Source organism: Streptomyces sp. MP131-18, from assembly GCF_001984575.1.
Classification (GTDB): domain Bacteria; phylum Actinomycetota; class Actinomycetes; order Streptomycetales; family Streptomycetaceae; genus Streptomyces; species Streptomyces johnsoniae.
On sequence record NZ_LZNS01000001.1, the window covers coordinates 7,372,674 to 7,385,610 of the forward strand.

General features: G+C 73.0%; 13 protein-coding genes. 7 read left to right on the forward strand and 6 right to left on the reverse strand.

Features of this window, described 5'->3' with window-relative positions; translation table 11 throughout:
* Positions 1 to 6: 6 nt before the first annotated feature.
* Positions 7 to 1,629 (forward strand): VWA domain-containing protein, encoded by a 1,623-nt coding sequence (locus STBA_RS32810; protein ID WP_077062647.1) that lies wholly within the window; start codon positions 7 to 9, stop codon positions 1,627 to 1,629.
* A gap of 31 nt (positions 1,630 to 1,660) precedes the next feature.
* Here the strand turns inward: STBA_RS32810 and STBA_RS32815 are convergent, their stop codons facing one another.
* The 3 genes from STBA_RS32815 to STBA_RS32825 all read right to left on the reverse strand — a co-directional run bounded on the left by STBA_RS32815 (position 1,661) and on the right by STBA_RS32825 (position 4,421).
* On the reverse strand, positions 1,661 to 2,665 hold the full coding sequence (locus STBA_RS32815; protein ID WP_366510913.1) for a pyridoxal-phosphate dependent enzyme: 1,005 nt from the start codon (positions 2,663 to 2,665) through the stop codon (positions 1,661 to 1,663).
* Positions 2,666 to 2,993: 328 nt separating this feature from the next.
* Positions 2,994 to 3,539 carry a sigma-70 family RNA polymerase sigma factor gene (locus STBA_RS32820; protein ID WP_077063774.1) on the reverse strand — a complete coding sequence of 182 codons (546 nt, stop codon included), beginning with the start codon at positions 3,537 to 3,539 and terminating at the stop codon, positions 2,994 to 2,996.
* Positions 3,540 to 3,773: 234 nt separating this feature from the next.
* Positions 3,774 to 4,421, reverse strand: a complete 648-nt coding sequence (locus STBA_RS32825) for a hypothetical protein (RefSeq protein ID WP_143659600.1) — start codon at positions 4,419 to 4,421, stop codon at positions 3,774 to 3,776.
* A gap of 408 nt (positions 4,422 to 4,829) precedes the next feature.
* Here STBA_RS32825 and STBA_RS32830 point away from each other — a divergent pair, with 408 nt between their 5' ends.
* The 4 genes from STBA_RS32830 (at position 4,830) to STBA_RS39360 (ending at position 8,185) form a co-directional block, all read left to right on the forward strand.
* Positions 4,830 to 5,594, forward strand: coding sequence for a class I SAM-dependent methyltransferase (locus STBA_RS32830; protein ID WP_077062649.1), 765 nt, complete (start codon positions 4,830 to 4,832; stop codon positions 5,592 to 5,594).
* Positions 5,595 to 5,607: 13 nt separating this feature from the next.
* Positions 5,608 to 6,834 carry an ATP-grasp domain-containing protein gene (locus STBA_RS32835; protein WP_077062650.1) on the forward strand — a complete coding sequence of 409 codons (1,227 nt, stop codon included), beginning with the start codon at positions 5,608 to 5,610 and terminating at the stop codon, positions 6,832 to 6,834.
* An 83-nt stretch (positions 6,835 to 6,917) separates the two neighbouring features.
* The gene (locus tag STBA_RS32840; RefSeq protein WP_079252285.1) at positions 6,918 to 7,973 is read left to right on the forward strand and encodes a sulfotransferase; all 1,056 of its coding nucleotides are present in this window, start codon (positions 6,918 to 6,920) and stop codon (positions 7,971 to 7,973) included.
* An 89-nt stretch (positions 7,974 to 8,062) separates the two neighbouring features.
* On the forward strand, positions 8,063 to 8,185 hold the full coding sequence (locus tag STBA_RS39360) for a hypothetical protein (RefSeq protein WP_290443954.1): 123 nt from the start codon (positions 8,063 to 8,065) through the stop codon (positions 8,183 to 8,185).
* 65 nt (positions 8,186 to 8,250) lie between these two features.
* Here STBA_RS39360 and STBA_RS32845 read toward each other — a convergent pair whose 3' ends face one another.
* Positions 8,251 to 9,432, reverse strand: a complete 1,182-nt coding sequence (locus tag STBA_RS32845) for a sialidase family protein (RefSeq protein ID WP_077062651.1) — start codon at positions 9,430 to 9,432, stop codon at positions 8,251 to 8,253.
* 183 nt (positions 9,433 to 9,615) lie between these two features.
* On the opposite strand from STBA_RS32845, the gene STBA_RS32850 reads away from it, so the two are divergent.
* Positions 9,616 to 10,284 carry a DNA polymerase ligase N-terminal domain-containing protein gene (locus STBA_RS32850; protein WP_077062652.1) on the forward strand — a complete coding sequence of 223 codons (669 nt, stop codon included), beginning with the start codon at positions 9,616 to 9,618 and terminating at the stop codon, positions 10,282 to 10,284.
* A 198-nt stretch (positions 10,285 to 10,482) separates the two neighbouring features.
* Here STBA_RS32850 and STBA_RS32855 read toward each other — a convergent pair whose 3' ends face one another.
* On the reverse strand, positions 10,483 to 11,469 hold the full coding sequence (locus STBA_RS32855) for a transcriptional regulator (protein WP_253195162.1): 987 nt from the start codon (positions 11,467 to 11,469) through the stop codon (positions 10,483 to 10,485).
* An 18-nt stretch (positions 11,470 to 11,487) separates the two neighbouring features.
* On the opposite strand from STBA_RS32855, the gene STBA_RS32860 reads away from it, so the two are divergent.
* A complete protein-coding gene (locus STBA_RS32860; protein ID WP_079252516.1) occupies positions 11,488 to 11,760 on the forward strand; it encodes an alpha amylase C-terminal domain-containing protein in 273 nt (90 codons plus the stop codon).
* Between the two features lie 33 nt (positions 11,761 to 11,793).
* On the opposite strand, the gene STBA_RS32865 is transcribed toward STBA_RS32860, so the two are convergent.
* A complete protein-coding gene (locus tag STBA_RS32865; protein WP_077062653.1) occupies positions 11,794 to 12,693 on the reverse strand; it encodes a hypothetical protein in 900 nt (299 codons plus the stop codon).
* Positions 12,694 to 12,937: the final 244 nt, after the last annotated feature.

A 12,937-nucleotide genomic window follows, 5' to 3' on the forward strand; every position in this document is an offset into this window, starting at 1 on the left:
CCGGGCATGGGCAAGGCCCTGAGCAATATCAACGAGCTGGCGGGCCGCGCCGGGAAGTGGCTCGGCCCGGCGGGCGGCACCGAGCGGCCGAAGGCGACCGCCGCGGTGGCCGCCGACCGGTTCGACACGATGGCCTGGCGCGAGATCCACGCCCAGGTCGCCGTGCTGCGGGACCTCGCGGTCGACCTGAACGGGCGCTACGACCACACCGAGGACCTGCTCTCCGACGTGTTCCTGGCCGCCTACAAGGTCAGCCCCCGGGTACGCGAGCGGGCCGAGATGGACCCCTCGCGGCTGGTCAACCACCACGTCATCACGTGCATGACGGGCAGCCCGGCGTTCGCCGGGCTGCACCGCGAGACGTCCGGCGACCCCTATGCCGCCGCGATGGCCGTGCTGGCCCAGTCCGACGCCCTGCGCCGGATGCTGGAGTGGGCCAAGGACGCGGCGGAGCGGGCCCGGCGGGCGAAGGACGCCCAGGAGGCGGCCGAGCAGGCAGCAGCGGCCGTCGCCGAGGCACTTCAGCTGGCCGCCGGGGCGGCGGACGAGGCCGGCACGGTGCCGGACGGGGCGGCCGCCGCCCTGACGCGGGCGATCGAGACGGCCGGGTCCGCCGACGCCGCCGCGCGGCAGGGCCTCCAGGAGACCGAGCAGGCACTCGCCGCCGCGGCGGCCGGTATCCGTGCGGCCGCGCGCAACGCCACGGCCAAGGCCGCAGAGCAGGTCGGCGAGGAGACCGCGCTGATGCGCGCGTGGGGGGTGGGCCCCGGCGAGTTGGAGCGGATGCCGTTCGACCAGCGGGCCCGGCTCGCCGAACGGTTGCGGTCGGGCCGGCTGGGGCGGTTCGCGGATCTCATCGGCCGGTTCCGGCAGATGGCCACCGGCGAGCGCGCCCGCAAAGTGGAGCAGGCCACGGGCGAGTTGGTCGGGATCACCCTGGGCGACGACCTCTCCCGGGTCATCCCCTCCGAGCTGGCCAACCTCGGCGTACCGGCGATGAGGAGCGTGTTCGCCGCGAAGTATGCCGAGGCGCGGCTGATGCTCTATGACAGCCGAGGAGAGCAGACCACCGGAAAAGGCGCCATCATCGCGTGCGTCGACTGCTCGTACTCCATGGACGAGCCCGGCCCCGGCGGGGTCACCGCCGAGGCGTGGGCCAAGGCGTGCGCTTTGGCACTGCTGGACCAGGCCCGCCAGGGGCGGCGCGATTTCGTCGGCATCCTGTTCTCCTCCGCCGAGCGCGTGAAGGTGTACCGCTTCCCGGCCTCCGAGCCGGCCGGTATCGCCGGCGTGCTTGACTTCGCCGAACACTTCTTCGGAGGCGGCACCGACTACCAGGCGCCGCTCTCGGCGGCCGTCAGGTTGCTGGCCGAGGAGTTCGACACCGACGGACGCCGGCGCGGCGACATCGTGATGATCACCGACGGGGAGTGCGAGGTCACCGAGGGGTGGATGCGCGCCTGGAACGACGCCAAGCACAGGCTCGGCTTCCGTTCCTTCGGCGTGGCCATCGGCGCCCCGGATGCCGTCGAGCCGGGCACGGCCCTGGACGCCCTGTGCGACAACCTCCGCAGCATCGAGGACCTGACCGACATCCACGCGGCCGGCGACCTCTTCCGGGTCATCTGAGCCACGTCCTCGGCGGGCGCCGGCCGGGTCGTCACGACGGGCGCGCGTGCTCCCTGCCCCGCCACTCCATGACGGACCAGGGCGGGGCCAGGTCCTCGTGCGTCGTGATCTGGTGCGGCTTCAGGCCGCGCGGGTCGGGCGCCTCACGGTGGCGGGTGAAGGCGCGCTCGACATAGCGGTGCCCGGTGTCGGGGCCGATGATCAGGTGGGTGCGGCCGGGGCTGCGGGCCGCCTCCCACCCCGCGGCGAGGTGCGCGGCGCCGGTGGAGAGACCGGCGAACACCGCGTGGCTGCGCAGCAGCGCGACGGCCCCGGCCAGCGCGTGGCCGAAGCCGATCCAGTGCAGCGTGTCGTACAGGTGGTGGCGGACGTTGTCGAACGGGATGGCGCTGCCGATGCCCGCGATGATCGCCTCCGGGTCCTGGAACCGTTCGCTGCCGAACGTGACGCTGCCGAACGGCTGGATGCCGACGAGCCGCACGGTGCGGCCGCGTTCCCGCAGGGGCAGGACGAGCCCGGCGGTGGAGGCGCCGGTGCCGACAGCGCCGACCACGGTCAGCTCCCGGTCCGGCAGCGCGGCGGCCACCAGGTCGGCGAACTCCCGGTAGCCCGCGTAGTGGACAGCGTCGTGGTACTGGCGCATCCAGTGCATGTCCGGGTGGCGCGCGACCAGTTCACGCACCCGACGCACCCTGCGTTCCTGGTCGAGGCGCAGGTCCTGCGAGGGCGGCATCTGGTCGACGGTGGCGCCGAGGATCTCCAACTGCACGCGCATGGTGGTGTCGACGGTGGTGGAGGCCACGATGTGGCATCGCAGCCCGTGCCGGTGACAGGCCATGGCGAGCGCCAGCGCGTATATGCCGCTCGAACTGTCCACCAGGGTCTGCCCCGGCCGGATGGTGCCTTTCTCCAGCAGGGCGCGGACGGCGCCGAGCGCCGCATAGACCTTCAGCGTCTCGAAGCGCGCCAGCACGGTGTGGGGCGTCAGCCTGATCAGGTCGGGCGCCTTGATGGCGTCGGTGATGTGCTCGTGCACGGCCCATTGCATAGCGTCGCCACCTCGAATGGAAAACGCGCCCACGGTACCCGGAATGGGCGTGAAGAATGGTGAACTGCCGGGGCAGGATGAGAGCATTGAGGGCGACGTCCATTGTGCCCGGGGCGACCTGCCTCAAAACGCTTCGTGCGCCCCCTGATTGAGGGGGGCCGGCAGGGAACCGGGCCTCGATTCCGTACGACAAATAATGGGGGAGTATCGTCCCGGTGCGCGGAGATCATCGCGTTACGGACCCGTTGACCTGGTCCTATCCGCGTTCCGTGCCGCTCCCTTTCTGTGACGGGAAACGGCACGGAACGCGCGGGTGTCAGTGCGGTGTTTCGCCGTTCTCCGCGGTGGCGAGCTGCGAAATGAGAGCCTGTCTCGCCCGTGCGACCCGGGATCTCACGGTGCCGATCGGGCAGCCGCTCGCCGCCGCGGCCTCGGCGTAGGGCATTCCCAGGATCTGAGTGAGCTTGAACGCCATTGCGCGGTCGGAAGGGAGCCGGGCGAGAAGTTCGTTCAGCGCGACGCCCTCCTCGAATCCCGGTATGTTTCCGTGCTGTTTGCTTTCGACCGCGGACATCCAGTCGGCCGTTTCGGCGAGCCGCGGCCTTGAGCGCTCGTACCTGATGCGGTCGATCAGGGCCCGCCTGGCGATGGACAGCAGCCAGGTGCGGGCCGAGGAGCGGCCCTCGAAGGACGGCAGACTCCGCAGGGCGCGCAGCAGCGTGTCCTGCGTCAGGTCCTCCGCGCCCTGCGGGTCGCCGCTGAGCCGGATGAGGTAGCGGTGGAGGTCGCCGCGCACGGCGCGGACGAAGAGTTCAGCGGCGCGCGGGTCGCCGCCGCGCGCCGCCAGGGCCCAGGCGGTCACCGTAGCGTCGTCGGGGCGGCCGGCCGGCCGCCCGCCCGGGGAGAGGCGGCGGTCGTCGGTTCCCGGCCGTCGGCCGTGGTTGCCGGAGGGGTCCGGCTCGCCGCGGGGTACGGCAGCAAGGGTGGGGGTCACAGTCCAGTCGCCTTTCGCGTGAACCGCGCCGTTCCAGCTCAGGGGCACGGTGGGGAAGGGAGGCCGGGACTGCCGGAGTTCGGGGGCGGGGGACCGCCCAGGTCAGGCGGGGGAGACCCGGCCGTGGCGCCGTGCTGCCGCGAGGGCAGCGGCGGGCGCGGGCGGGCCGCGGGACCCGGTGCGCCGCACGAGCAGCAGCTGCCGCAGCACCCTGCTGCCGTCCGGGCCCGGCACCGCCCGCCCGCCGGGCGCCGGTGCAGGGCTCGGCGCGGACCGCGGGACGGGCACCAGAACCCGCAGGACGGCCCATCGCAGGAGCGCGAAGACGGCGCGCTCCCCGGACCACAGCCACCCCGCGCTCAGCAGGGCCACGGCCAGATGGGCGGCGATCATGCCGGCCGTTCCGCCCGGCAGGCTGTGCGCGGCCTCGGCCACTGACGCTCCTGGACCACCGCCGGAGCCCGGCGGGTGGCCGTGCGCCAGATGCGACGTCAGACCTGCGTCGTGTACCACGCGCAACGCTTCGCTGTGGCTAAGGGCGTGGGCCTCGGCCGGGCACAGCACCCGCTCCGCCATCCACTGCGCGGAGGAACTCCTGGCGGTGGGCGGCGGCTCGGCCCGCAGCTGGCCGAAGGAGAAGAGCACGTGCAGCAGCGCCTGTGTGGCGAGCGCCGCCGTGATCACCGCGGCGCGTCCGCGCTCGCGGCCCGTGAAAGCGAGAGCACCCGCCCAGATTCCGAGGAATGCCACGGCAAAGACCCAGTGCGGGACCGGAGTTCCGGACATCATCTCGTGGCCGGAAACGGCGAGCACCACGCAGAGCCCCGAAAATACGGCTGCCCGCGCGACTCGCAACACCCGGCCCGCTTCCATGACCCAACCATGGTGACACCGCCCGGTCCGGGTGACGATATGCCAGGCAGCACTTTCCTCGGGGGAAAACAAATGTCCCGGCCGGGGAACCGGTTCGGCATGCCGTACGACTTCTCAAGTGAATGGGTGCTGTGTCCCCCGGTCGAGCGGCCCCAACTTCCGCGGTGCGGCGGGAACTCAGCGCTGCTCCACGCCGACAGAAAGAGGTGGACGATACCGCGCCGACGGCCGGAACCTTACCGCCCGCACAGGGTGGCCACCCCCGGAATCGAGGTTTCTGTATCCATGCATTGGTACGAGGATGACGGTTTTTGGGTCGATTTCGCCGACGTCATGTTCTCCGAGGCGCGGCGCCGGGCGACCGCCGACCTCATCGAACGTTCCCCGCTGCTGGACTTCCCCGCCGGCACGCGCGTACTCGACCTGTGCTGCGGTCCCGGCCTCTACGTGGTGCCGCTGGCCCGCCGCGGCTGCGCCGTGACCGGCGTCGACCTCAGCCCCGCCATGCTGGAACGGGCCCGCGCCGCCTGCGCGGCGGCGGGTGTTGACGCGCGGCTGGTCCGCGGCGACATGCTGACGCACGTCGAGCCGGAGACCTACGACGTGGTGCTCAACGTCTTCACGTCCTTCGGCTACTTCGCCCGCGAGGAGGACAACCTTCGGGTCCTGCGGAACGCCTACGACTCCCTGGTCCCCGGCGGCCGGCTGCTGATCGACATGATGGGCAAGGAGGTGCTGGCCGGCTGGATCGGGCGGCCCCAGGTCGTCGAGGCGGGCGACGCCTACGTGGTCCAGCGGGACACCATCCTGGACGACTGGACGCGCCTGCGCACCGACTGGACCCTCGTCCGCGGCGGGATCGCCCGCGAGGCGTCGATCACCTCCGCCCTGTACAGCGCGGCCGAACTGCGGGCCCTGTTCCACCGGGCCGGATTCACCGACGTCGAGGCTTACGGGGACTTCGACAAGGTGCCCTACGACAACCACGCGAAGCGCCTCATCGTGCGCGGCACCCGCCCCGCCGCCGCGGGCGCGCGGGCCGGGCAGTGAGGGGAGGGTCCCGATGACCATTGCCGCCCTGGAGGCGCTGACCTTCGGCCTCGACCGGATGGCCGCCGCGGCGGCCGGTGCCGGGCACCGGCTGTGCCTGCTGACCGGGAACCGGGCCGTCTACCGCCACGAGCTGGCGCGGCTCGCCCCCGAGGCGCCGCTGGACATCGTCGACGTCGACACCCACGACAAGGCCGCCTGCCGGGCCGCACTGGCCGCCCTGCCCGGTCTGAGCGGCCTGATCAACTCCACCGACACCTGGAGCGTCCCCGCCGCCGAACTCGCCGCGGAACTCGGTCTGCCCGGCCCCGACCCGGACTCGGTGCGCGTGCTGCGCGACAAGCTCCGCGTGCGCAACCTGCTGCACGAGCGGGGCGCGGGCCGGGCGCGGGCGCACGCTGTCGTTCCCGGTCCGGGGACCGCCGCCGACGTCCTGCGGGAGGTCGGCCTGCCCGCGGTGCTGAAGGACTCCGCCGGCACCTCGTCCCGCAACGTCTGGCTGGTGCGCGACGAGCAGCAGCTGGCCGCGGCACTCGCCGAGGCGGGCGAGCGCCCGTTCCTCGGCGGCCTGTTCGCCGAGCCGTTCTTCGCGGGACCCGTGTACAGCGCGGAGACCCTCAGCTGGGCGGGCCGCACCAGGCTGCTCGGGGTGCTCAGCCGCCAGATGTCGCCCGAGCCGTACGTCCGCGAGGAGGCGTCCGCGTTCCCCGTCGGCCTCCCCGGTGCGCAGGCGCGGCGGATCGAGACGTGGGCGGACCACACGCTGCGGGCCGCGGGTCACCTCGCGGGCTTCGCGCACGTCGAGTTCGTGCTGACCGAGGACGGCCCCGAACTGGTGGAGATCAACCGCCGCATCGGCGGCGCGCTGGTCGGCGAGGCCCTGTGCCTCTCCTTCGGCGTCAACGTTTACGAGGCCATGATCGATACGGCGCTCGGCCGCAGGCCGGCCCTGCTCGACGGCCCGGAGGCCGCCGGTCCCGCCACCGGCTTCGTGCTCAAGTACCCCGCGTCGACAGGTACGTTGACCGGGTGGTCCGGTCTCGGCGGCCTGCACGCGTTTCCCGGCTCTCCCCGGTGGTACCCGACGATGGCGCCCGGGGACCGCGTGGAGCATCTGACCGACCAGCGCGGGTGCAGCGGCATCCTCCTCGCCGAGGGCGCGACCGCCGAACTCGCCTTGCACCGCGCGCTCAGTGCCGCGGGCAGCATCACGCCCCTGATCGCGGACGCCGCGGCGTGACCGCCCCGAGCGCCCCGAGCGCACCGGGCCCGGCCCCGCGCCCGGCACGGCGCCCGATCCCGTCTCCCGAGGAGGACCACCAGGTGGAGAGCGTGACCTTCGTCGTCGGCACCGGGCGCAGCGGGTCGACGGCCCTGTCCGCCATTCTGCGGGCCCACCCGCACGTGCTCAGCCTCAACGAACTGTTCGCCTCCCTCATGTCGCCGGAACGGGCCTTCCCGGCCGAGCCCGTCACCGGCGAGGAGTTCTGGCGGCTGCTGTCGCGCCCCAACCGCACCTTCGACGCGCTCGTCCGAAGCGGCGTGCCGATGGGGGAGTTCCTCTACCCGCGCCGTCCGGGACGGTACTCGGCGGACGGCACCGGCATCCCGCTGCTGTGCATGATGGTCCTCCCGCACCTCACCGACGACCCCGACGGACTGCTCGACGAGTTGGGGCCGCGGATCGTCCCCTGGCCGCGGCGGCCCGCCGCCGGGCACTTCGCCGCGTTCTTCCGGCTGCTGCGGGACCGTTTCGGCAGGCGGGCCGTGGTGGAGCGTTCCGGCTACTCGCTGCGCTGGGTGCCACACCTCCACCGGGCCTTCCCCCGGGCGCGGTTCGTCCACCTGCACCGGAACGGGCCCGACTGCGCCGTCTCGATGAGCCGCCATATCGGCTACCGCAAGATCATGCTGGTGACCGAGGCGCTCGGCATCGCCGGTGTCGCCAGCTCGTCCCAGCTGACGGAACGTCACCTGGCCGCTCTGCCACCGCGGTTGGCCGGGCTGTTCGCCGACCGCTTCGACCCGGCCCTCGTCCTCGACGCCGACCTGCCGCTCGTCCGCTTCGCCACCCTGTGGTCCCAGATGATCGACGAGGGCGTCGCCGCTCTCGCCGACATCCCCGCGGACCGGCGCACCTCGTTGTCCTACGAACGGCTCCTGGCGGACCCCGACCGCGAACTCGCCCGGCTCGCCGCCTTCGCCGGCCTCGACGTGCCGCCCGGCTGGCCGGCGGCCGCGCGCGGCATCCTCGATCCGGCCCGCCGCGACCTCGCGGGCCGCCTCACCCCGCGGGAACGGGCGGAGCTCGACGCCGCCTGCGCACCCGGCGCCCGGGCCCTGGCCCTGGCCCTGGCGTCAGGGAACGGCGCGGACTGAGGCCCGCCGCCCGCTCCGCCACCGCCCCGGCGCTGCCCGGTCCGTACACCAAGGCGGACAGCGGCGTCACCGGGCCCGGCGGGCAGGACGTGGTCGGGGACGGCGCCGGGGACTGGCTGGTGTTCCACGGCGTGCTGAGCCAGGAGCCGCTGGTGCACGGCATGTACGTGGCACCGCTGCACTGGGCGGGGGCCGTGCCCTCCGTCGGCTGACCGGCTGACCGGCTGACCGGCCGCCGGGCACGCGGCCGTGCGCCGCGTGCCCGGCCCGTTCCCGGTCAGGGGCCGATCGGCCCGGTGGCGTAGTACGGCTTGCAGACGTCGCCGTCCCAGTCGGTCGCGATCTGGAGTACCCGGCTGCCGTCCGCGGAAGGCAGCAGCGGGGAGCTGTAGTTGGGGCAGAAGTTCGGCTCGGCGCCCGGCACCTGGACCGGCGCGGCGAAGTCCTGCCAGGGCCCCTCGCCGTTCGCGGAGTTCACCAGCACCGTGGCGCCGTTCCCCGCCGCCGTGCTGCCGTCCCGGTTCAGCAGCATCTGACCGACCAGCAGAATCCGCCCGTCACCGCCGCCGTCGGGCGAGGGCGCCCACGCGATCGTGGGCGTGGCGCGGAAGTACCTGCCGTCCGCCGTCTCCGGCCGGAAGCCCAGGTGGGCCGGATCGCCCCAGTCCCAGCCGTCGGCCGAGGTCCGGTAGTGCACCACGCACTGGTACTGGCCGCCCGGGTTGCAGATCTCGTAGCTCATGAAGTAGGTGCCGTTGGGCAGTTGCCGCACCATCGGCATGCCGGGGCGGTCGGGCTGCCACGTGCCGGCCACGGTGTCGTGGTGGCCGCTCCACGTCACGCCGTCGTAGGAGCGGGCGGCGGCCAGCTTCTGGCTGTGCCCCGGGTCGGTCTCGTCGGCGTAGTGGCAGACCAGCGCGCCGTCCGACGCGATGGAGAACTCCGGCTCCCACAGGCCGCCGGTGCCGTTCGCCGTGGCGCACGAGGAGAGGTAGGACCAGGTGCGGCCGACGTCGTTGCTGCGCCAGATCCGCAGGCTCATGCGGCGGTCCGTCTCGTCCTGCCCGGCGGACGAGGCCCACAGCAGGGTGCCCGCGGGCAGTTCCCCGACGGGGCGCGGCAGTTCGTACAGGGTCGCGCAGCACAGGCCCTGACCCCCGGCGGAGTCCGGGTCGGCGACCGCGCCGACCTGCCGGAACGTGGCGCCGTCGTCGGTGCTCTCGTGGATGGCGCCCAGGCCGTTGTTCCCGTCGAAGGTGACGACGCTCGCGAGGATGCGGCCGTTGGCCTCGCCGTTGTGTGCCAGGCGGATCACTCGCGGATACAGGCCGGTGTCGTCGCGCAGCGGGGTACCGGTGGCGGCCGGTGCGGGGGCCCCGGCCGCGGCGGCGGCCGTGAGGAGCGCGGCCACCAGGGCGCCGACGCACAGGATTGTCCGTCTCAGGTGAGTTCGGGGCATGGATGTCCTCCGGTCGTGGGGGCACGGGAGGTGCGAAAGGTTCCGGATCGCACGTTTCCATCGATGTAAGAAGCTGGCGGCGTGCCCGTCAATGGCCGGGGAACAGTTTTCTGCGGGCCGCATGCGCAGCCGCCCCGGCGGCTGCGCATGCACCCTTTGCCCCCGTCTGTCACGATGGGGAGGATGAACGGCAAACGCGCCAGGCGGAAGGCGACCGGCGGCGGCAAGGACCGGCCGCTCACGGAGTACCACCGCAAACGCGACTTCTCGCGGACCGCGGAGCCGAGCGGCGGGGCCGCGGGCCGCGGCGGCGAGCCGCGCTTCGTCGTGCAGATCCACGACGCCAGCCGCATGCACTTCGACTTCCGTCTTGAGGCGGACGGCGTGCTCAAATCGTGGGCGGTCCCCAAGGGCCCCTCGACCGACCCGAGCGACAAGCGGCTCGCGATGCCGACCGAGGACCACCCGCTGGACTACCGGGACTTCGAGGGCGTGATCGCCGAGGGCGAGTACGGTGCCGGGTCCGTGATCATCTGGGACGAGGGCACTTACCGCCCCGACCCCGGCGGGGGCCGCGCCGGGGACGAGCCCGTCCCCGTGGCCGAGTCGCTGCGGCGCGGGCACCTCTCGTTCCGGCTGAACGGTGCGAAGCTGCGCGGCGGTTACGCCCTCACCCGCTTCCGCGACGGGGACGCGGCCGGCCGCGGCGAAGCCTGGCTGCTCGTCAAACGCGGCGAGGGCGGCGCCGCACGGGAACGGGCCCGCGGCGGCACCCCCGACCCGACCCGCGCCAGGTCAACGCGCACCGGCCGCACCGTCGGCCAGGTGGCAGCCGACGGCCGACCGGAATAACCCCCGCCGCCCGCGAACGGCGGGGAATGGAACGCGAGACGTGCTTCTCCCTTGCGCCGTGCCCTCACAAGGCGCTTCCCGCTCTTGGAGCGTTGACGTCCGCGGCGCACCCGACCTGTGGGCAGGTCTGCCTTCTGGTCCGGAGCGTTCGCATGCCCGCAGCGCCCTCACCGCCGGATGCGAGTGCTGGCTCGTACTTCAGCTACTGGCCCGCTTTACTTGCACGCCCAACTCGCTTGCCAGGGCGAGAAGCTGATTTGACGGCAGTGAACTCATGACCAGGAGATCGGCGACGAGCTGCTTGACGGCGGGCTTGGCGCGGAACATCTCCGGCAAGGTCTGGCGCACGTTCACCAGGGCGGTCACCGCTTCGTCGACCTGCCTGCGTTGAGTGTGTGCCCTGACCAGGTCGATGCCGAAGCGTGCCTGCCGTTCCAGCGACAGGCCGGAGGGATCAACGGCCCCCGCCGCGCGGAGGGCGATGCCCGCGTCGCCGAGGTCGACGGCCACGGTGACCTCGTGGAGGGCGACGTTGGTTGGGCCGAACTCGGTGCTGTAGTCGTTACGGCCTTCGCCGACACGTTCGGCCAGCTCCTTGGCGAGCCGCAGATGCTTGTATGCCTCCTCGGCCTGGTTCAACCGGCCGGCGGCGAGGGCACGTTGCAGTGTCAGCGCCCCGCGCAGGGCAACGGCCTCCAACTGCCCGGTTTCGGCGAGAGGTTCGAGCGCGTCGGCGGCGCTTCCGGAAACCTGGGCGGCCTGGCCGTAGTGGCGGGCGCCGATGAACACGATGGACAGGCGAAATGCTCCGGCCGCCATCAGAAGCGGGTCGAACGCCCGCTCCGCGGCGACGACTGCGCGGTCCACGGCGATCCAGGCCGTTTCCGGTTCGCCCAGGTTTGCCAGTGCGGCGCTGCACGTGTGGTACATCGACGCCAGGAGTCGGAACAGCTCGGCGCGTTCCTGCTCCGAGGCTCCGGCGCGGGTGGCGGATTCGAGCCGCGGGACCAGGCCCTCCAGCAACTCGGCGAGGTCCGCGTAGTTGCCCTCGTGGGTCAGCGACCAGGCCCGGTCCACCCCGGCCCGCAGCGCGGGAACGTCCGGAGTTTCGGGCTGCCCGAGGATCGCCTTCAGCGAGTGGGCCGTGCTGAGTACCAGCCGCAGCCGTGACGCGCCCGGTGCCACGACCCGCGGATCACGGGCATGGTCGGCTGGCACAACGCGGTCGGCGACGCGGAGGTGACCGACTGGCAGTCTCCGCAGGGCAATGTCATCGGGTGCGGCCGCGGTGACGGCTTCGTCGCGATCAATAACGGTGCGGCCGCGGCCAGTTCGCAGTTCGGCACCCAGCTGCCCGACGGGACCTACTGCAATGTCCTCGACGACTGCGCGACCGAGGTGACCGTGTCCGGCGGCCTGGCGGCCCTGGACCTCCCCGCGAAGTCCGCGGTCGCCTTCGACGCCGGCACCGCCTGACCGGCGCGGAGCATCGGCCGCCGGGGGCGCGGGTCAGTGACCGTGCCCCCCGGCGCCGCTCGTGGCGACGGTGAACTCGGCGGTGTGGACCGCCCCTTCGTGCCGGAAGTCGAGGTAAAGCCGGTAGGTGCCCCCACCGGGCACCGCGGCGTGGAAGGTGATGCCGGGGCCCGGCGCGGTGGTGCCGTCGCCCGGCTCGCCCTGGGGATGGACGTGCAGGTAGCCCAGGTCGCCCGCGCGCAGGGCGACGAGGTGGCCGTAGGCGCCGAGGTGAGGTTCCAGATCGGTCACCGGGCGGCCGTCCCTGCTGACGTTCAGGGTGAGTTCGCTGTCGCCGCCCGCGGCGAGGCCGCCCTCCAGCGTCACGGTGTACCCGTGCACCGTGGCTGTCGTGGCCGGCTCGGGCAGCGGCGCGGGCTCGTGGGGCCCGGCCACGGCCAGGTCCGCGCCCAGCGTCAGCGGGCCGTCCTCGTCCCCGGCCGGGGAGAAGTCCGCGAAGAGGCGGTAGGCGCCGGCCTCCTCGACGGTGAGCGGAACGCTCCAGGTGCCGTCCGCCGCGCGCTCGGGGTGGAGGTGCTGGTAGCCCGACAGGTCGCGGCGGACGAGGATCAGGTGCAGCTCCCTCTCGTGCGTCCGCTGGTACCGGGTCAGCGGGCTGCCGTCCGGGCCCAGGATCGACAGGCGCAGCTCGGTCTCCCGGCCCGCGGTCAGCGGCCGGTCCGGCACGGCGAGGGTGTAGCCGCGCTCGGAGATCTGGAGGCCGCCGGGCGCCGCGGGGGCCCGCGGCTCCGGCTCGCGATCCCCGTGGCCGTCCGCGTGGGCCGGCTCCTCGTCCCCGCCGATCGGGCCGGCGGCACTGCCGACGCCGAAGGCGGCGCCGAACATCAGGGTGAGTCCGGCTCCGAAGGAGCCGACCTTGGCGGAAGTTCTCATCGTTTCGTCCCGTCCGGTGCGGTGTCGTGTCGGTGGGCGCGCACCGGTGAAGGAGTGCGCCCGAGCACGATGATATACCCCTGGGGGGTATTGGTCGAGCGATCGAGCCCGGCCGTCGGCGAGGGGGTGTTGCCGCGGTAGATACCGGATTCCCGCGGCGGGGGCTCTGCCGTGATCATCGCGACCTGTGGCGGGGCATCCGGCCACCGGGGCGAGGTGTAGGCATTCACTGCGGCAGTGCTGG

What these genes read in the sequence shown, in the direction of transcription:
- STBA_RS32830 (WP_077062649.1), top strand. Translation starts at nt 4,830, where the DNA reads ATGCATTGGTACGAGGATGACGGTTTTTGGGTCGATTTCGCCGACGTC.
- STBA_RS32860 (WP_079252516.1), top strand. Translation starts at nt 11,488, where the DNA reads ATGGTCGGCTGGCACAACGCGGTCGGCGACGCGGAGGTGACCGACTGG.
- STBA_RS32835 (WP_077062650.1), top strand. Translation starts at nt 5,608, where the DNA reads ATGACCATTGCCGCCCTGGAGGCGCTGACCTTCGGCCTCGACCGGATG.
- STBA_RS32850 (WP_077062652.1), top strand. Translation starts at nt 9,616, where the DNA reads ATGAACGGCAAACGCGCCAGGCGGAAGGCGACCGGCGGCGGCAAGGAC.
- STBA_RS32810 (WP_077062647.1), top strand. Translation starts at nt 7, where the DNA reads ATGGGCAAGGCCCTGAGCAATATCAACGAGCTGGCGGGCCGCGCCGGG.
- STBA_RS32865 (WP_077062653.1), bottom strand. Translation starts at nt 12,693, where the DNA reads ATGAGAACTTCCGCCAAGGTCGGCTCCTTCGGAGCCGGACTCACCCTG.
- STBA_RS32845 (WP_077062651.1), bottom strand. Translation starts at nt 9,432, where the DNA reads ATGCCCCGAACTCACCTGAGACGGACAATCCTGTGCGTCGGCGCCCTG.